General features: G+C 63.4%; 19 protein-coding genes. 9 read left to right on the top strand and 10 right to left on the bottom strand.

All coding sequences use genetic code 11. The features are described from left to right. Window positions 1-97: 97 nt before the first annotated feature. Entirely contained in the window at window positions 98-739 is a 642-nt protein-coding gene (gene pdxH, locus CQ13_RS13715; RefSeq protein ID WP_057843383.1) for a pyridoxamine 5'-phosphate oxidase, read from the bottom strand. A gap of 122 nt (window positions 740-861) precedes the next feature. Here pdxH and CQ13_RS13710 point away from each other — a divergent pair, with 122 nt between their 5' ends. Together CQ13_RS13710 and CQ13_RS13705 are read left to right on the top strand one after the other, a co-directional pair. Further along, a complete protein-coding gene (locus CQ13_RS13710; RefSeq protein WP_057843382.1) occupies window positions 862-1,269 on the top strand; it encodes an RT0821/Lpp0805 family surface protein in 408 nt (135 codons plus the stop codon). Between the two features lie 125 nt (window positions 1,270-1,394). Further along, entirely contained in the window at window positions 1,395-2,363 is a 969-nt protein-coding gene (locus tag CQ13_RS13705) for a DnaJ C-terminal domain-containing protein (RefSeq protein WP_057843381.1), read from the top strand. A gap of 311 nt (window positions 2,364-2,674) precedes the next feature. On the opposite strand, the gene CQ13_RS13700 is transcribed toward CQ13_RS13705, so the two are convergent. Together CQ13_RS13700 and CQ13_RS13695 are read right to left on the bottom strand one after the other, a co-directional pair. Continuing rightward, entirely contained in the window at window positions 2,675-3,448 is a 774-nt protein-coding gene (locus tag CQ13_RS13700; protein WP_057843380.1) for an anti-sigma factor family protein, read from the bottom strand. A 59-nt stretch (window positions 3,449-3,507) separates the two neighbouring features. Then, window positions 3,508-3,996, bottom strand: a complete 489-nt coding sequence (locus CQ13_RS13695; protein ID WP_057843379.1) for an RNA polymerase sigma factor — start codon at window positions 3,994-3,996, stop codon at window positions 3,508-3,510. 189 nt (window positions 3,997-4,185) lie between these two features. Here CQ13_RS13695 and fabI point away from each other — a divergent pair, with 189 nt between their 5' ends. From fabI to aroC, 5 genes are all read left to right on the top strand, one after another. Beyond that, the gene (gene fabI, locus CQ13_RS13690) at window positions 4,186-5,016 is read left to right on the top strand and encodes an enoyl-ACP reductase FabI (RefSeq protein WP_057843378.1); all 831 of its coding nucleotides are present in this window, start codon (window positions 4,186-4,188) and stop codon (window positions 5,014-5,016) included. Between the two features lie 12 nt (window positions 5,017-5,028). Then, on the top strand, window positions 5,029-5,628 hold the full coding sequence (locus CQ13_RS13685; protein WP_057843377.1) for a histidine phosphatase family protein: 600 nt from the start codon (window positions 5,029-5,031) through the stop codon (window positions 5,626-5,628). Window positions 5,629-5,673: 45 nt separating this feature from the next. Beyond that, window positions 5,674-6,015 (top strand): type II toxin-antitoxin system TacA family antitoxin, encoded by a 342-nt coding sequence (locus CQ13_RS13680; protein WP_057843376.1) that lies wholly within the window; start codon window positions 5,674-5,676, stop codon window positions 6,013-6,015. Continuing rightward, window positions 6,003-6,533 (top strand): GNAT family N-acetyltransferase, encoded by a 531-nt coding sequence (locus CQ13_RS13675; protein ID WP_057843375.1) that lies wholly within the window; start codon window positions 6,003-6,005, stop codon window positions 6,531-6,533. Before CQ13_RS13680 ends, CQ13_RS13675 begins: the two co-directional genes overlap by 13 nt. A 149-nt stretch (window positions 6,534-6,682) precedes the next feature. Next, the gene (aroC, locus tag CQ13_RS13670; protein ID WP_057843374.1) at window positions 6,683-7,771 is read left to right on the top strand and encodes a chorismate synthase; all 1,089 of its coding nucleotides are present in this window, start codon (window positions 6,683-6,685) and stop codon (window positions 7,769-7,771) included. A 15-nt stretch (window positions 7,772-7,786) separates the two neighbouring features. On the opposite strand, the gene CQ13_RS13665 is transcribed toward aroC, so the two are convergent. After that, on the bottom strand, window positions 7,787-9,481 hold the full coding sequence (locus CQ13_RS13665) for a GMC family oxidoreductase (protein ID WP_057843373.1): 1,695 nt from the start codon (window positions 9,479-9,481) through the stop codon (window positions 7,787-7,789). Between the two features lie 110 nt (window positions 9,482-9,591). Here CQ13_RS13665 and CQ13_RS13660 point away from each other — a divergent pair, with 110 nt between their 5' ends. Then, complete coding sequence (locus CQ13_RS13660; RefSeq protein WP_057843372.1) at window positions 9,592-10,776, top strand: adenylate/guanylate cyclase domain-containing protein; 1,185 nt, start codon at window positions 9,592-9,594, stop codon at window positions 10,774-10,776. Between the two features lie 6 nt (window positions 10,777-10,782). Here CQ13_RS13660 and clpS read toward each other — a convergent pair whose 3' ends face one another. Further along, a complete protein-coding gene (gene clpS, locus CQ13_RS13655; RefSeq protein WP_057843371.1) occupies window positions 10,783-11,088 on the bottom strand; it encodes an ATP-dependent Clp protease adapter ClpS in 306 nt (101 codons plus the stop codon). A gap of 342 nt (window positions 11,089-11,430) precedes the next feature. Between clpS and CQ13_RS13650 the strand changes: the two genes are divergently transcribed. After that, complete coding sequence (locus CQ13_RS13650; RefSeq protein WP_057843370.1) at window positions 11,431-12,291, top strand: DUF1194 domain-containing protein; 861 nt, start codon at window positions 11,431-11,433, stop codon at window positions 12,289-12,291. A gap of 49 nt (window positions 12,292-12,340) precedes the next feature. Here CQ13_RS13650 and CQ13_RS13645 read toward each other — a convergent pair whose 3' ends face one another. From CQ13_RS13645 to CQ13_RS13625, 5 genes are all read right to left on the bottom strand, one after another. Further along, complete coding sequence (locus CQ13_RS13645) at window positions 12,341-13,588, bottom strand: class I SAM-dependent RNA methyltransferase (RefSeq protein ID WP_057843369.1); 1,248 nt, start codon at window positions 13,586-13,588, stop codon at window positions 12,341-12,343. Next, window positions 13,581-14,336 carry a TlyA family RNA methyltransferase gene (locus CQ13_RS13640; protein ID WP_057843368.1) on the bottom strand — a complete coding sequence of 252 codons (756 nt, stop codon included), beginning with the start codon at window positions 14,334-14,336 and terminating at the stop codon, window positions 13,581-13,583. The genes CQ13_RS13645 and CQ13_RS13640 overlap by 8 nt, the downstream gene beginning before the upstream one ends. Then, window positions 14,329-14,901: a nucleoside 2-deoxyribosyltransferase gene (locus CQ13_RS13635; RefSeq protein ID WP_057843367.1), complete on the bottom strand. Its 573-nt coding sequence runs from the start codon at window positions 14,899-14,901 to the stop codon at window positions 14,329-14,331. Before CQ13_RS13635 ends, CQ13_RS13640 begins: the two co-directional genes overlap by 8 nt. Before the next feature lie 121 nt (window positions 14,902-15,022). Further along, on the bottom strand, window positions 15,023-16,969 hold the full coding sequence (gene dxs, locus CQ13_RS13630; protein ID WP_057843366.1) for a 1-deoxy-D-xylulose-5-phosphate synthase: 1,947 nt from the start codon (window positions 16,967-16,969) through the stop codon (window positions 15,023-15,025). Between the two features lie 327 nt (window positions 16,970-17,296). Next, a complete protein-coding gene (locus CQ13_RS13625) occupies window positions 17,297-18,595 on the bottom strand; it encodes a hypothetical protein (protein ID WP_057843365.1) in 1,299 nt (432 codons plus the stop codon). Between the last annotated feature and the right edge of the window lie 48 nt (window positions 18,596-18,643).

Raw genomic sequence — 18,643 nt, 5'->3', positions numbered from 1 at the left:
TCCACGTCGTGCTGATCACATCGAGGGACGTGGATGGTCGGGACATCCTACACCAAGACGGGTTTCGCGCCTTGGCCCGCCCATGACGCTTTTGAGTTTAGGGATAGAGCCGCACCTTGCTCCAGGCTTGTGACGGCGCATCGCGGCGGAATTCGATGCGGTCGTGCAGGCGGTACGGTCGGTCGTGCCAGAATTCGAAACGCTGGGGCGTAATGCGCCAGCCACTCCAGCCGGGCGGGCGCGGCACTTCGCCGATGACGTATTTGGCCGCGACCTTGGCGATTGCCTGCTCGAAGGCGAAACGGCTCTCCAGCGGCTGCGACTGCTTGCTGGCCCAGGCGCCGATCTGTGCCTGCTTCGGACGCGTCGCGAAATAGGCGTCGGCTTCCTCGTCCGTTACCGGCGTCACGCTGCCGCGGATGCGCACCTGACGGCGCAGCGACTTCCAGTGAAATAGTAAAGCCGCCTTAGGATTTGCGGCGAGTTCGCGGCCCTTCTGGCTGGCGATGTGGCTGTAGAACACGAACCCATCGGCATCAAAGTCCTTCATCAGCACCATCCGGACATCGGGTAGCCCGTCGGCATCGACGGTCGCCAGCGCCATCGCGTTGGGATCGTTCGGTTCGGACTTCACGGCTTCTGCAAACCACTCGGCGAACAGCGCAAACGGTTCCTCGGCCGCGGTAAAATCACCTGATGTTAACGGTGTCGGGTGTTTGATGGAGGTCGTGTCCGTCATGTCAGGAGTCCCAGTTGCGTACCCTCGCGTCCCAGAACGCGTTGCAGCCCCGATACGGGCACGCCCTATATAGGGCATGGGGACGCGTTGGCCTATCGGCGATCGGGTCGAGGGGCGCCGTGATGACGTTGATTTTGATCGGTCTCGGCTCGGGCGGCTGCAGCCTGTCGCGGCCGGATGCCTACGCCAGGATGGGCGCTGCCGACGTCACGGGTGCACTGGGCGAGCAACCGGCCGCCCCACCGGTGCCGACCGAGAGCGATCTCGCCTTTGCCCGCACCGCCGCCTCCGACGTGCTGACCAAGGGCGACAAGGATTCCAGCCAGGCCTGGGAAAATCCGGAGACCGGCGCGCGCGGCTCGGTGACGCCGCTGTCCCAGGCCTATTCTGCGGAAGATGGGCGCACCTGCCGGGATTTCCTGGCGAGTTACGTCAACGGCCGCTCGGAAAGCTGGCTGCAGGGCGCCGCCTGCAAGGCAGGCCATGGTAGATGGGAAATCCATACGATTAAGCCGTGGACGAGGGGATAACGCCTCAAATCGACTTCAAGCGACGTGGGTAGTTGCAAAAATGCAACTGGCTCCCCAGATGAAGCCAAAGCGGGCGAATTGCCCTAAGCTTCAAAAACCGAATTTCCGTGAAGGAGACGTGACGGATGCGCGACCCCTATGAGGTCTTGGGGGTGCCGCGAGGCGCCAGCGCTACGGCGATCAAGAGTGCCTACCGCAAGCTCGCCAAGAAGCATCACCCTGACAACAACAAGAACGATCCGAAGGCTGCGGCGCGATTTTCCGAGATCAACGCAGCCAACGAGATCATCGGCGACGAAGACAAGCGCAAGCAGTTCGATCGCGGTGAGATCGATGCCGATGGCAAGCCGCGCTTCCAAGGTTTTCCTGGTGGCGGCTTTTCCGGCGACCCGCGCGGCCGAGCCGGTGGAGGCGGTTTCGAATCCTACACTTTCCGCAGCGGCGGCGGCCCCGGCGGCATGGGCGGCGCGGGCTTCGAGGACATCCTCAACAGCATGTTCGGCGGCGCAGCCAGGAGCGGACGTGCCGGCGGCGGCCGGACCTTTGAATTCGACACCGGTGGAGTCGGGCTCGATCTCGATCTGAACGTCACCATGACGGTATCGCTGGAAGAGTCGGTCAAGGGCGGGGAAAAGCGCGTCCGTTTGCCGACCGGCAAGGAGCTCAACGTCAAGATCCCCGCAGGCGTCACCGCCGGTCAGCAGATCCGGCTAAAGGGGCAGGGCGAAACCGCGCCGGGCCACCCGCCGGGTGATCTCCTGATTACGATCAGCATCGCCCCGCATCCCTTCTTCAAGGTGGATGGCAGCGATTTGCGCCTGGATCTGCCCATCACGCTCTATGAGGCGGTGCTGGGCGGCAAGGTTCGCGTGCCCACCCTGGGTGGCGCGGTCGAACTCTCGATCCCGAAAAATACCTCGAGCGGCCGCACCTTCCGCCTCAAGGGCAAGGGCCTGCCCAAGCCCGGGGAAACCGGGGACCTGCTCGTCACCACCCGAATTATTTTGCCCGACGGGAACGATAGCGAGCTCGAGGCATTGATGCACAAGTGGCGCGATGGCCACCCGTACAATCCGCGCAGCGATTTCGGATGATTCGGCCGGGTTCGCGGCGCAGATTTTGCGTGGAATTGGATAACGGGGTTCCGAGCAGGAGTTTCCCAAAAAGCGCGCTTTTTCCCGGGAAACAAAGGGTTTTCCGGAAAAGGGGCGGCCTCGAAAGGGGGACCAGCGCGGTACCAAACCCCGATCGAGGCCGCTTGCGCCGATCGGCGGATCGAGCGCTACTCATTTTCGCGTGATCACCCGGTGCATTAATGAGACGCGCCGGTGTTTTGATTCCAGATTTTCGATGTCGGAATTTGGACAAGCGGCGCGGGTGTTGCCAATCTGCCGCATCATGTTGCCTATCCGCCGCTTTTCTCCAGCTGGTCGTAGACGGCCTGGGCGATTGGCGTCAGCCGCTCACGGTCAATGCCGCTGGACACCACCGCATAGGCAACGCCGTCATCGGCCCAGAACAGCGAGTTCTCCTTGCCTTGCTCCTGATATCGCATTTGCGTTGCTTCGGCGTCCGACTTTGCAGTGTAGATCGTAATGCGTTCGCCCGATGCGCTCTCGTACATCATGAAGGATGCGGGCCCCGCGGGACCCGGCAACAGCCGACCGCCGACGAGCTTCAGACCGACCGCCGTCAATTCGGGCGCGCGGACGACCCAACCGCACCGCTTGGACAGCCACTTCTGGAGATGGGCGCGTTCGCTGCCGGGCACTTCGACCGGATGGCGGACCTCCACCACGTAAAGCCGATGCGCATCAAGCGCCTCCGTAGTGAAACTCTGGATCGCCGAGGGCGCGGCGGAAGCGCCGCGCGCCAGCCATCCGACGCCGCCGCCGACGATGAATGCCGCCAGCGCGGCTGCGATCGCGCCGTACACCCATTTGCGCGGCTGTTGTACCAGCTGTTCGATCTCGAGCCGCCTCGGCACCGCCTCGTCGGCGACGGAATCATACCGCGCACGCAGCGCTTCCGCCATCGTGCGCCACGACCGCACCCGCGCGGCATCGTCGGGATGCGCAGTGAGCCACGCCTCGACATCGCCGCGGCGTTCCGCCGGCAGCTCGTTGTCGACGTAAGCATGCAGCTCGTCTTCGGTGACGGGGATGTTGGGATCGGTCATTGTCGTCGTCTCTGTCTATTCGAAACCTGTCGATGATAACGCCTGCCATCACGCTTTGATCATTTCACCCGCCGCAGCGCCGCACGCTCGCCTTCAAGCGAAGCCTTGACGTGCGCGCGTGCGCGGGCAAGCCGGGACATTACGGTGCCGATCGGCACGCCCTGGATGTCGGCAACCTCGCGGTAGCTCAATCCTTCCAGCATCACCAGCAGCAGCACCGAGCGTTGCTCTTCCACCAGCGTCGAAAGCGCGCGCGCGATGTCGCGGCCTTCCGCCTCGGTCCCGCTGGCGTCCGGGTTGTTGTCGAGCAGCGGCATGAATTGCGGCCGCCGCGCCAGCGACCGTCGCCGGTTCTTGTTCAAATTGGTCAGGATCGTATAGAGCCAGCTCCTGACGTCGCCACCGAGAAACAATCGTTCCGAACGCAACGCACGCACCAGCGTGTCCTGCACCAGGTCATCGGCGATATCGGCATCGCGCGCGAGCGCGCGGGCATAGCGGCGGAGCGCCGGTATCATGGCTTCGACACTTTGACGAAACGCGGTCATCGGCGCCAGGTTACAAAGAAGGTTGTCCGGCGTGAACGCCGTATTTCAACATAACACCCAATCGAGGTCTCTATTCCGGCCATTGAGGCGCATGAGAAACAGCGTTAATCCGAATGGCGGATTTGGGCTCGACCGCGCTGGAGCGCTGGTGTACCTCCAAGTCCCATATCGAGCTTGATTGGAAACCGGATGTCGCAAAAATCAGGTCTGATGCAGGGCAAGCGCGGGGTGATCCTCGGCGTTGCCAACAACCGCTCGATTGCCTGGGGCATCGCCAAGGCATGCCACGACGCCGGCGCGGAAATCGCGCTCACCTGGCAGGGCGATGCGCTGAAGAAACGGGTCGAACCGCTGGCCAAGGAGCTGAACGGCCTCCTGCTGGGCCATTGCGACGTCACGGATGCCGCGACGATCGATGCGGTGTTCGATGTGGTCCGCGAAAAGTGGGGCAAGATCGATTTCGTGGTCCACGCCATCGCGTTCGCCGACAAGGACCAACTCGACGGCCGCTATCTGGAGACGACGCAGGATAATTTCTCCAGGAGCATGCTGATCTCCTGCTACTCGCTGACCGCGATCACGCAGCGCGCCGAGAAGCTGATGACAGACGGGGGCTCGATCCTGACGCTGACCTATTACGGCGCCGAGAAATGGATGCCGCATTACAACGTCATGGGGGTTGCGAAGGCGGCCCTGGAAGCCAGCGTGCGCTATCTCGCCGCTGACCTTGGTGAAAAGAACATCCGCGTCAACGCGATCTCGGCAGGGCCGATCAAGACGCTGGCGGCGTCGGGCATCGGCGATTTCCGCTACATTCTGAAGTGGAACGAATACAACGCGCCGCTGCGCCGCACCGTGAGCATCGAGGAAGTCGGCGGCAGCGCGCTTTATCTGTTGTCGGACCTGTCGCGCGGCGTCACCGGCGAGGTGCATCACGTCGATTCCGGCTATCACGTCGTCGGCATGAAGCGCCCCGACGCGCCCGACATCTCGCTCTCCAATTCGGTAGCCAAGGAATAGCCGTAAAGTCCGATGCCTGCGCCCGTGATCTACTACATCCGCCATGGCGAGACGTCGTGGAACGCGGAAGGCAGGCTGCAGGGCGCGCAGGACATTCCACTGAACGATCTCGGCCGCAAACAGGCGGCCCACGCCGGCAACGTCCTCGCCGAGCTCCTCGCGCGCGACGGCCGCGACACGTCCTCGCTTCCGTTCGTTGCAAGCCCGCTTTCGCGCGCGCGGGCGACGATGGAATTGGTGCGCGGCGCCATGAAACTGCCGCCGGAGAATTATGCGCTCGACGATCGCCTGCGTGAGATCGGCTACGGCGTCTGGGAGGGTTCGACGCTGGCCGAGATGCAGGCCGCCGACCCCGTGCTCTATGCCAAACGGCTGACAGCGAAGTGGACGATGGCGCCGGAAGGCGGCGAGACCTATGCCGAGGTGCAGCACCGGATGCGCGACTGGTACGAGTCCGTGCGCGCAGATACCGTCGCCGTGGCCCATGGCGGCACCGCGCGGGCTTTGATGGTGGCGCTCGGTATCGAGACGCCGGCAAGCGCCGCCGACCTCGTGATCGAGCAGGGCGCGGTCTACGTGTTCCGCGACGGGGGGTTACGGAAATACAGTTGAGGATTCTGTATTGACGTTGTATATACAGAGTATATATTCCAAGCAATGCCAAGGGACCGCTCCTCACCCCCCGAAGACTTGGGAAATGTGACCATTGCTGTCGCAGAGCGCTCATCCGTTACGGATGCGAAGGGCAGCATCAACCTGCGCATCGAAGCCAATACCCGACAACTTATCGACGATGCAGCGGCGATCCTCGGCAAGACGCGCACGGAGTTCATGATCGAGACTGCCCGACGGCAAGCGATTGACGTGCTGCTGGACCAGCGTCTGTTCGTACTCAATTCTAAGCGTTACGATGCCTTTATGCACGCGCTTGATAATCCCCCCGCGCCGGGACCGAAGCTGCGGTCGCTGCTGCGCCGAGCGCCGGCATGGCAGAAGTAGAAGAAGCATCGGAACGCCCCGAACCCGGATTATCGGCGCCCGTTCCCCTCACTGCCGAACATGACCTTTCGGGCTTCGACTGCGGCGAACCTGCATTGAACGACTGGCTACGGCACCGGGCTTTGAAGAACGAAAGCCGCTTTTCACGCACTTATGTCGTCTGCGAAGGCAACCGGGCCGTCGCCTATTTCTGCATCTCGGCCGGGGCGGTGGAGCGCGCGGCGGCGCCGGGCAAGGTGCGGCGCAATGCGCCCGACACGATTCCGGTATCGGTCATCGGGCGATTGGCGGTCAGCCGCGACCACGCGGGCAAGGGGCTAGGCGCCGACATCCTCTCGGACGCGCTTCGCCGCATCGCGGTCGCATCACAGAGCATCGGCATTGGAGCGATTCTTGTGCATGCGAAGGATGAAGCGGCGAAGCACTTCTACATGAGATGCGCCGAGTTCATCGAGTATCCGGAAGATAGCCGCACTCTGTTTCTCCCCATCGAAACCGTAGTCGCGGCCTTCGGCTAGCTTCGCGGGTAGTGAGCCGGCCCGGCCATGACGAGAGCTGGCCTATTTGACCCGATGGGCTGCGCGCGTTACCACTCGCAGCGTTATGTTGCCAGTCAACATAAATGATAAATGCTGATTGTTTACATCGACGAGCGTATCTAGCCACCATGTCCCACAACACCTTCGGCCATCTGTTCCGGGTCACGACCTTCGGCGAAAGCCACGGGGTCGCGATCGGCTGTGTGGTCGACGGTTGTCCGCCGCTGATCCCGCTGACATCCGAGGACATCCAGCACGATCTCGACCGCCGCCGTCCGGGCCAGTCGCGCTTCACCACCCAGCGCCAGGAGCCGGATGCGGTCAAGATCCTGTCCGGCGTGATGGCCCATCCGGAAACCGGCGTGCAGGTGACGACGGGAACGCCGATCGCGCTTCTGATCGAGAACACCGACCAGCGCTCCAAGGACTATTCCGAGATCAAGGACAAGTTTCGCCCGGGGCATGCCGACTTCACCTATGAGGCCAAATACGGCCTGCGCGATTATCGCGGCGGCGGCCGCTCGTCGGCGCGCGAGACCGCGACGCGGGTCGCGGCCGGCGCCATCGCGCGCAAAATCCTTCCCGAGGTGAAGGTGCGCGGTGCGCTGGTACAGATGGGCCCGCACAAGATCGATCGCGACAAGTGGGATTGGGACGAGATCGCGCGCAATCCATTCTTTTGTCCCGACAAGGACAAGGCCGCCTTCTTCGAGCAGTATCTGGACGGCATCCGCAAGAGCGGTTCCTCGATCGGCGCGGTCATCGAAGTGATCGCCGAAGGCGTGCCAGCAGGATGGGGCGCGCCGATCTACGCCAAGCTGGACGCCGACCTGGCGGCGGCCATGATGAGCATCAATGCGGTGAAAGGTGTCGAGATCGGCGCGGGCTTTGCTGCTGCCGAATTGTCGGGCGAGGAAAACGCCGACGAGATGCGCACCGGCAATAACGGCACGCGCTTCCTGTCCAATCATGCCGGAGGCGTGCTCGGCGGCATTTCGACCGGCCAGCCGGTGGTGGTGCGCTTTGCGGTGAAGCCGACCTCGTCGATCCTCTCGCCGCGCAAGACGGTGGATCGCGCCGGCGCCGACACCGACATCATGACAAAGGGCCGTCACGACCCCTGCGTCGGTATCCGCGCGGTGCCGGTCGGCGAGGCCGTGATGGCCTGCGTGCTGGCCGATCATTTCCTGCGCCACCGCGGGCAGGTCGGCGGGTAAGGACCAGGCTTTCTCTCACTGCATGGCGTCTGCGATCTTTTCCGCGGCCATCAGGACCGGGAAATTGGTGTTGGCGCATGGCACCACCGGGAAGATCGAGGCGTCGACCACGCGCAATCCCTGCACGCCCTTGACGCGGCCTTGCGTGTCGACGACCGCCATCGGATCGTCCGCCCGGCCCATCCGGCATGAGCAGGAGGCGTGCCACACGCCGATCGCCGCCTTGCGCACGAAGGCTTCGAGCGCCTCGTCGTCGCGCATGACCTGCTCGAACGTAAAACCTTCGACGATGAAGTTATCGATCATGGCGTGACGCAACGCCGCCGGCCCGTCCATCAGCGTTGCGGCAATGGCGGTGAGGATCTTGTTCTTGGTGTTGACCACACCGATCTTGCGCACGCGGTCGGAATACGAGGCCGGGAATGGCTTGTCGGTGACGGCCTTGAGCGGCGCGCTCATCTGCAGCGCCGCCATCTTGCGAAAGCCGCTCATCAGGCGATCCAGATCGCGCCTGTCGGACAGCAGGTTGAACTGGACAATTGGTTCTGCGCGCGGGTCGGTTGAGGCGAGTTTCACCTGCCCGGTTTCCGAATAGGTCTTGTTGACGAAAGTGAGCAGCGAGGCGATCTGCTCGCCGACCGAATGCCACGCCGACTTGGTGAGGACGGCGACGAACATGTCGCCGGCCGGCGTTCCCGGAAGGCCCGAGGAGTAGCGCAGCCCCATCTGGATGTGGCGTCTGGTGTGCGCGTTCATGCGCGCACCACGGCGGACAAACGACGACAGCGCGATCGAGGGATGATCCATCAGACCCTGGCCGACGCCCGCAAGGCCCATCAGGACCGGAATGCCCATTTCCTTCAGGTGCCCGACCGGTCCGATACCAGCACGCAACAGATGCGCCGGCGAATGGATCGCGCCACATGAAAGGATGACCTCGCGACCGCGAAACGCCTGTTCGCGGCCATCGACCAGCGCCTTCACGCCGATGCATTGCGTGCCCTCGAACAGCAGCTCCTTGACTTGCGCGTTGGTCGATATCGTCAGGTTTGCGCGCTTGCGTGTTTCGCGATCAAGATAGCCCATCGCAGCCGAGACACGCTGCTCGCCCTGATTGGAGTGGGTCACCGGAAAGTAGCCGTCGACGAACTCGCCGTTCTGGTCGGGCAGGAACGCATAGCCGGCGAGCTTGCAGGCCTCGCCCACCGCCTGCGAATGTCCTGTCCAATGCTGGTGCGAAATTCGGCGGACGGGGATACGGCCGTCTTTGCCGTGCAACGGCCCGTCGAAATCGAGATCGCGCTCGACCTTCTTGAAGTATGGCAGCACGTCCTTCCAGTTCCAGCCCGCGGCGCCGCGGGCCTCCCACTCCGCGTAGTCGGTCGGCGCGCCGCGGTTGGCCATCTGGCCGTTGATGGAGGACCCGCCGCCCAGTACGCGCGCCTGCTCATACTTGCGGAGCGGCGGGCGGCTTTCATCGGGGTTGTTGTGGCTGACGATTTGGGTCGTGACCTTGAGTTCGGTCCAGTGGAAGCGCGGATCGAAATATGCCAGCCCCGAATAGCTGTCGCGGATCTCGGGCGGTTCGTTGCCGGGCGGCGTGTCCTGGCCTGCTTCGCAGAGCAGGACCTTGTTGGCGCTCCTGGCGGAGAGCCGGTGGGCCAAGACCGAGCCCGCCGATCCGCCGCCGACGATGATGATGTCGTACACTTTGACGTTTCCTGTTATTTTTGCATCGTAAAGCTAGCGCAGCTCCGTCGTCGGGTCACGCCGGGAGCGCGCTTGACCTTTCACGGAGTTGCGCGGCAAATACCGGCGTGATGGATGTCTCAGAACTGCAGAAGCTGACCGACTGGCTGATCGACGGCGGCAGATCCAGGGCCAGCCCGAAGAGTTTCATGGCGGAGACCTGCGAGCGGATGGTGGCGGCGGGCCTGCCGCTGTGGCGCGTCGGCGTCTTCGTTCGTACCCTGCATCCCGAAATCTATGGGCGCAGCTTTATCTGGAAGCCAGGCGCCGAGGTCGAGATCGGTTCGGTCGATTACAATATCCTGCAGTCACCGGATTTTCACACCAGCCCGCTGATCATCGTGTTCCAACATGGGCTGGAAGTTCGAGCCCGGCCCGATGATCCCCAGAGCAGGCGTTTTCCAATCATCGACGATCTTCGCGCCGAAGGCGTCACGGATTATGTCGCCCTGCCGCTGCCCTTCATTGGCGGCACGGTGAACGCATCGAGCTGGACCACCAAGCAGCCGGGCGGGTTCACGGATGAACAGTTGGTGGCGCTGCGGAGTCTTGCGAAGCCGCTAGCGCGGGTGGTCGAGATTCTCAGTTTGAACCGCATGGCCGCGAGTCTTCTGGATACCTATGTCGGCAACAGTGCCGGCGAGCGGATCATGGGCGGCCAGATTCGCCGCGGCCACACCGAGATGATGAATGCCGCAATCTGGCTGTCCGATCTGCGTGGCTTCACGGCGTTGTCGGACCGGCTGCCGGCCGAGACCGTCGTCGATATTCTGAACCAGTATTTCGATTGCCAGGTCGCGGCGATCAAGAAGCACGGCGGCGACGTGTTGAAATATATGGGTGACGGGCTGCTCGCGGTTTTCCCCATCGATGAATATGTCGGCGACGAGCAGAAGGTCTGCTCGCACGTGTTGGAGGCTGCTCACGAATCCCGCGCCAGCGTGGCCGAGCTGAACTATCCGATTGGCGACGCGGTCGAACGTTTTCGTTTCGGCCTCGCCCTGCATGTCGGGCGAATTCTCTACGGCAATATCGGCGGTGGCAACCGGCTCGACTTCACTTGCATCGGTCCCGCGGTCAACCTCGCGGCGCGGCTCGAAAAGATTGCCAGCCAGCTCGGCCGCACCGTCGTCGCCTCCGAAGGCTTTGCCGGAATTTGCCGCGGCGGCTGGAGCGAGCTTGGCGAGTTTCCTGTCGCCGGCTTCGCCAAGGCCGAGCGGGTCTATGGTCTGGCTGACGAAACGTCGGCGAGTTGAGGGCGACTACTCCTCGGGCTCGGTCGTGAACAGGAGCGGATAGCCCTTGGCGCGGCCGGCGTCGGTGGCGCGGGTGGCCTTGGTCTCGGCGACGTCCTTGGTGAACACGGCGACGACGCAGACGCCGCGGCGGTGCGCTGTTATCATCACCTTGTGGGCCTGGTCCTCGGTCATGCGGAATTCGGCCTTCAGCACCGTGACGACGAATTCACGCGGTGTGAAGTCGTCATTGATCAGGATGACCTTGTGCAAGCGCGGCCGTTCGACCTTGGTTTTGACCTTGGTTTTTGGCGTGACGACGGTATCTGCCATTTGTAGTCCCGAAGCGAAGGAAATCCGACGAGCCCGCGGCGTTCAGTTGGCGCGGCGGTCTGCCAGGCGCTGCGCCATGGTCCGATCGCCGCGGCTGACGGCCGTCTCGATCAGTTTACAGGCTCCAGGCCGGTCCTGAAACCGGGGGCGCCGAGAGTTTCAGCTCGATCAAGCCGGCCATCGCGCCGGATTCGGACAGGGCGCTCGCGGTGTGGAACCGGCCGAGCATGCCTGCTGCGGACGAAGTCGATCCTAACCCGAATGTGAAGGACAAATGATTTCAGCGCTTTGCGTCGGCCATTTTGCATGTCACCATCACTGACGTTCGACGGGAGGGCCGCAATGCGCTGGTATGTCTCGATCGGGGTCGTGCTTGTAGCCGGCATGCTCGCTGGCGGCGACGTGGCAGGTATTGCCGCGCCGAACCCAACAAACCAGGCGAACGCCGCTGCTGGCCAACTGGCCGACAAGGACGCCAATCCGACCGTCGACCTCGAACTCGTCCTTGCCGTCGACGTCTCCTATTCGATGGACATGGATGAACTGGCGCTGCAGCGGGAAGGCTACGCGCAGGCGATCGTCTCCAAGGAGTTTTTGCAGGCGCTCAAGAGCGGGCCGAACGGCAGGATCGCGATCACCTATTTTGAGTGGGCGGCATCAACCGACCAGAAGATCATCATCCCCTGGCGCGTGATCGATGGACCCGAGACGGCCGATGCCGTCGCCAACGAGATCGTCAAGACCCCGATCCGCCGGGCATCGCGCACCTCGATTTCGGGTGCGATCAACTTCGCCATGCCGCTGTTCGACGAGAGCCCGCACCGCGGTTTGCGACGAGTGATCGATATCTCGGGCGATGGCCCGAACAACAACGGCGCGCCGGTCCTCATCGCGCGCGATGCCGCGTTGGAAAAGGGCATCGTCATCAACGGCCTGCCGATCATGGTGAAGGAGCCGTCTTATTCCACCATGGATATCGACAATCTCGATTTCTATTACGAGGACTGCGTCATCGGCGGCCCCGGCTCGTTCGTGGTGACCATCAAGGACCGCGACAAGTTCAAGGAAGCGATCCGCACCAAGCTGCTGCTCGAGATCGCCGGCCGCACGCCCGAACGCCCGGTGGTGCCTGCGGCGGGCAGGGAGCCGCGCGTCAATTGCATGATCGGCGAGAAGATCTGGCAGGACAGGTGGGGGAGGTGAATCCGGAATTCGGACTTCACCTCCAAGGGGAAGGTAAGCAAGAAGCGCCTTATCGCCTGAACCGCGCCACCAATTCCACATGCGGCGTATGGCGGAACTGGTCGATGGGTGTGACGCCTTCGATCGTAAAACCGCCGTCGATTAAGATCTTCGCATCGCGCGCGAACGTCGTGACGTTGCATGATACTGCAACCACCGTCGGCACCTTGCTCGCCGCAATCTGGGTGACCTGCGCTTGCGCGCCCTGCCGCGGAGGATCGAACACGACGGTGTCGTAGTCGCGCAGTTCCTGCGGCATCAGCGGGCGTCGGAACAGGTCGCGTGGCTCGGCCTTGACCGGCTTCAGCCCCGAGGTGGACGTCGCGGCTTTCTGCAAGGCTGCTACCGCGCCGGTGTCGCTGTCGAAACCGGTAACACGCGACTTCGCCGCAAGCCGCAGCGCGAAGGGGCCGACGCCGCAGAACAGGTCGGCGATATGTTTGGCGCGCTTGCAATGTTCGGAGACGAGCGCAGCTAGCGCCTCCTCGCCCGCCACCGTGGCCTGCAGGAACGAGCCGGGCGGCAGCGTGACCTGCGCCGCGCCAATCGAAATTACGGGCGGCGTTCGCATCAGCACCAGTTCGCCGTGACGCGTCAGCCGCGCCAGCCGATGTTGTTCGGCGATGCGCGACAGCCGCGCGATCATGGCTGAAGATACCGGCCCGGAGCCGCGCACATCGACGTCGAGGCCGCTATTGGTCGCGGTGATCTGGATGTCGAGCGGTTTGCCCATCGCGATCAACGGCTCGGCGATGGCCCAGGCGGCCTCGATCGCGCCGCTCAATTGGGGATCGAGGATCGGGCAGCGGTCGATCGGAATGATGTCGTGCGAACCGGCCGCGGCATAGCCGACCTTGAGCACGCCATGCGTTCCGATTCGGCCGTGCAGGATGATGCGCCGGCGGCCCGCGCCATGGGCATCGACGAGGGCTGCGACGTCGCAATCGATTCCTGCCTGCGACAGCGTCGTCACCACGAACTCGCGCTTCCAGGCGCGATAGGGTTCGGCGTCCCAGTGCTGGATCGCACAGCCGCCGCAGACGCCGAAATGCGGACAGAACGGTGCGACGCGCTCGACGCTCGCTGTCTCGACCTTGAGCAATCGCCGGCGGTCGGGGTGGTGGCCGGGAACCGGACCGGCCTCTATTGTTTCGCCGCCAAGCGTGTACGGCACATAGATGTTGCCGCCGCCTGATATGGCGACGCCGTCGCCGTGATGGCCGACATGGTCGATGACGAGGCGTTCGCTCTCAGCCACGGCGCGCGCCCATGAAGAACTCGATATTGCCGTCGCCGCCTTTGATCGACGACGGAAACACCTGGATATCGGTGCAGCCGAGCGAGGCGGCGAACGCCGAGATATCGTCGCAGATCGCCTGATGCACCATCGCGTTGCGGATGATGCCGTGCTTGGAGTGCTTTCGTTCCGCCTCGAACTGCGGCTTGATCAGCGCGAGCAGATGCATCGGGGCTGCGGCCAGCGACAGCGCCACCGGCAGCACCGCCTTCAAGGAAATAAAGCTGACGTCGATAACGACGACATCCGGCCGGGCGGGCAGGCGCTTGCCCTCAAACTGGCGAATGTCGGTTTCTTCCATCGATACGACTTTGGGATGGCTCTGCAGCGAGGGATGCAACTGGCCGCGCCCGACATCGATGGCGAAGACGAGGCTGGCGCCGTTAGCCAGCAGTACCTCGGTGAAGCCGCCGGTGGAGGCACCGACGTCGAGGCAGACATGATCCTCGATCTCGATCGGATACTGCTCCAGCGCGCCGGCGAGCTTGACGCCGCCGCGCGAGACGTAAGGGTACGCTGGCTGGGCGGACAGTTCGGCATTGACGGCGATCATCTCCGACGCCTTCAACACGGGCCTGCCGTCGGCCGTCACGCCACCGGCGTCGATCGCAGCGCGTGCGCGGGCGCGGCTTTCGAACAGGCCGCGCTCGACCAGCAGCACGTCCACGCGCGTGCGGGGAGAGGTTTTGCTGTCGTTCTTGTCAGCCAAGTTCAGTCCGATTTGCCGTGGCGCGATCCGCCGCCAAAGCGACGCAGGCCTCGAACGAGGTGAGATCGTGCCAGATATCTTGCGGCCGCTGTCGCGGTGTCACCAGTCTAGCACCATGCAGATCGAGCGTGTGGATCATCATGAGATTGTCGGGCAGGCCGAAATCTTCCACCGCCAGCCCTTCGCCGTCGATCAGGTGGCCGGTGGCGGATCTGGTCACATCGTAGTTCCGCTTTACCCGCTCAACATAAACCGCGGGGTCGTTGCTATAGGCCAGGCAGAGCTTGCCGCGACCGGCCATGTAGCCGAGTTCATAGACCGTGCCGGCGTCGGCACTGGGGCCGCGAAACGGCGTAAGATTGGCAATGATCGCGTCCGCCGCATCCATCATTGCTTCATTGCCCTTGAAGATCGAAAGCGACGCGTCGGCGGCGGCAAGGTTAACCGCGTTATCGAGCGGGTAGAGACCGGTCAGCCCATGTCGGGCGCAGATCGCGGCCTTGCTGCGCCCGATCTCGATTGAATCCGGCAGGAACACGTCGGGACCCGCCAGATAGATCTTCATGGGATTTCCGGCGCTAAAATCAGTCGAACAGCCGACCGCGGCGGGACTGCGTTCCCTCTCCCGCAAGCGGGAGAGGCGGAACGAGGCCGCGGTAAGACCGATTACACCAACGGCGCTTGCCTCAGGCGAGCTTGACGGTCTCGGTCTTGTAATCCTTGCCGAGCGCGTCGAACACCTTGGCGACGATGCCCTTGGCGTCAAGGCCGGCATAGGCATACATCGCGTTCGGCGAGTCGTGGTCGATGAACTCGTCGGGCAGGATCATCGCACGCATGCGCAAGCCGCCGTCGAGCATGCCGTGTTCCGCCAGCGTCTGCATGACGTGCGAGCCGAAGCCGCCGATCGAGCCTTCCTCGATGGTGAGCAGCACCTCGTGGTCGCGCGCCAGCTTCAGCACCAGATCGACGTCGAGCGGCTTCATGAAGCGGGCGTCGGCGATGGTGGTGGACAGGCCGTGGGCGGCGAGTTCGTCAGCAGCCTTTTCGCATTCGGCCATTCGCGTGCCGAACGAGAGCAGGGCGACCTTGCTGCCCTGGCGGACGATGCGGCCCTTGCCGATCTCGAGGGGGATGCCGACCTCGGGCATTTCGACGCCGCGGCCTTCGCCGCGCGGATAACGCACCGCGCTCGGGCGGTCGTTGATCGCGACTTGCGTGGCGACCATGTGCACCAGTTCGGCTTCGTCGGACGCCGCCATGATGACGAAGTTCGGCAGGCAGCCGAGATAGGCGTTGTCGAACGAACCGGCATGGGTGGCGCCGTCGGCGCCGACCAAGCCGGCGCGGTCGATCGCGAAGCGGACCGGGAGGCTCTGGATCGCGACGTCATGGACCACCTGGTCATAGCCGCGCTGCAGGAAGGTCGAGTAGATCGCGCAGAACGGCTTGTAGCCTTCGGTGGCAAGCCCCGCCGCAAACGTCACAGCATGCTGCTCGGCAATGCCGACGTCGAATGTGCGCTCCGGAAATGACTTGTTGAAGATGTCGACGCCGGTACCCGACGGCATCGCGGCGGTGATGGCGACGATCTTGTCGTCCTTCTCGGCTTCCTTGACCAAACTCTGGCCGAACACGTTCTGGTAGGCCGGCGCATTCGGCTTGGCCTTGGCCTGCGCGCCGGTGGCGACGTCGAACTTGACCACGGCGTGATACTTGTCGGCGGAGGCTTCCGCGGGGGCGTAGCCCTTGCCCTTTTGCGTCACGACGTGAACCAGGATCGGGCCGGTTTCCATGTCGCGGACGTTCTTCAAAACAGGCAGCAGATGGTCGAGGTTATGGCCGTCGATCGGGCCGACATAGTAGAAGCCGAGTTCCTCGAACAGCGTGCCGCCGTCCATCATGAAGCCGCGGGAATATTCCTCGACGCGGTTGGCGCGGTTGGCGAGGATTTTCGGCAGGCGCTTGTTGATCTGTTTGGCTGCGTCGCGCAGCGTGCGGTACGTCTTGCCGGAGTAGAGGCGGGAGAGATAGGCGCTCATCGCGCCGACCGGCGGCGCAATCGACATGTCGTTGTCGTTGAGGATGACGATCAGCCGCGAATTCATCGCGCCTGCGTTGTTCATGGCTTCATAGGCCATGCCGGCCGACATCGCACCGTCGCCGATCACGGCAATCACGTTGTTCTTGCCGCCGGAGAGGTCGCGCGCCACGGCCATGCCGAGGCCGGCGGAGATCGAGGTCGAGGAGTGCGCGGCGCCGAACGGGTCGTAGTCGCTCTCGGTGCGCTTGGTGAAGCCGGAGAGGCCGCCGCCGGTGCGCAGCGTGCGGATGCGGTCGCGGCGGCCGGTCAGGATCTTGTGCGGGTAGGCCTGGTGCCCGACGTCCCAGATCAGGCGGTCGCGCGGCGTGTCGAAGATGTAGTGGATCGCGGTGGTCAGTTCGACGACGCCGAGGCCGGCGCCGAAGTGGCCACCGGTCACCGAGACGGCGTCGATGGTTTCCTGGCGGAGCTCGTCCGCGACCTGCCGCACCTGCTCGATCTTGAGCTTGCGAAGATCCTCGGGCGTGCGGATGGTATCGAGAAGCGGCGTTTTACTATATGTGGTCACTGCGATATTCCAATTTTGCATGTCGGGATAAAGGCCCGACGCGAGACGGGAAGCGCGTTAACCGCGCCGCGAAAATCCAGACCCACCTGCCAGTCCGGCAGGCCGGTACCTGATTTGAAAGCCTAGATGCACTCCGGTTTAAACCATGTGATATGCATCACTTAGTCGCTTCTAACCCTTCCCGGTTCAGTTTCTTTAGCTATTTGAGGTGCTTGCAGCCGTGGAAAATCGCCCGGCAGGCTGCTTTCCCCAGCGCATGGAACGGCAAGCTTTACACCAAAGCCGCCGCCAAAGCCAACCCGGAGCGCGGATTCGGTTCGGGGGCGCAGGGCCGAAAAATCTCGATTTTCAACCACTGCGGCGGGCGGTTGGTTCCAACTTGCTCAAATCCGTGGCACTTGCGGCCGCCGTGGTGGCCGCTTCGATCCTCTTCCAGGCCCGATCGCGCGCTCCGGAATCGCCGGTGGCGACATCAAGCGCGGCGTCGGGGACGGCCATGCGCGCGCTGAGCGGGACCGGCCCGCAGACGATCATGAAGAAGTCGTAGGCGTTGGGCCGTTCGTTGGCCATCACGAACTGGAAATGCACGCGGAAGAACTGCCAGCGGAATTTCTCGTAGTGCTCGGGCCGGATGATGTCACGGAAGCGAACCGGCACGATCTTCGGGTTGCGCCGCGCCGCCCCAACGTCGATGCCGTGGCTCGTGATCGGATCGAACTGGTAGAAATTCATCACGTCCTTGCGGGCCTGACAGTCGATCCAGTCGACCGACGGCTCGACCGCCAGCATCCGCAGATGCTCGCGAAATTCTTTCGATACGGCGTGATAGCCGACGATCGGGAAATTGCCGCCGATGGTCAGCAGCACGATCCGCGGCCCGTGACGGCCGAGCGCGGGATCGAGCTTGAGCGCACGCGCCAGCATTTCCGTGCTCAAGAACGATCCGGAACTATGGCCGACGATGACGATCTCGTCGGCGTCGGTGCTCTTGGCGATATTGACCAGATGCTGCGCAAAGCGGTCGATGCGCTGGTCCCATTCCGGACGCTCGCGGTGCGAGAACTCCCAGGTCCAGATCGTGTCGCACAGGAGATAAAGCACGTAGGTGGCATTCTCGGTGTATTTCAGCACCGTGCCGAGCAGGGCAACGAAGAGGGCGGCCGCGATGGCGATGCTGAATGCGTCGGGAATGCCGATGGCGTTCAGGCCCTTCTCGAACACGAAGGCGATGGCGCCGACACACACGGCCTCCAGCAACAGCATCAGGTGCGGATAGGTGATGAAAGTTGCAAAACGCCAGTTCGCCTTGCCGAAGCGGGCGATGGTGCCGGAGAAGAGGAGACGCCAGTAGATCCAGACCGCGTTGAACACCGTGCGCCAGATCGGCGACGCCAGGTCTTGCTGGATGAAGTCCTCGAACCGAAGGAAGTCGTAGGACGTGCGTGTCTGCCAGTCGGAGGCTGTGGTATCGATGGTCCAGGACGCGATCTCGTCGTCGGACGCCACCTTTGGCCGGCCGATGGTGGCCTGGAGCTGGTAAAGCCGGCCGAACTTGCGCAGCTCGGTCCGGAACATGCGGTAATATTGCGCCAGCCCGCGCGGATCGTAGCCCTGAATATAGATGATATGGCGGTGCTCGACGCGCACGTACTGTCCCCAAATGTCGGCGGACTATATCAGGCTGTGCGGGGGGCA

It is taken from the genome of Bradyrhizobium retamae (assembly GCF_001440415.1).
Classification (GTDB): Bacteria; Pseudomonadota; Alphaproteobacteria; order Rhizobiales; family Xanthobacteraceae; genus Bradyrhizobium; species Bradyrhizobium retamae.
Note: the sequence above shows the minus strand (reverse complement) of the source record. Positions and strands in the feature narration are given on the sequence as shown.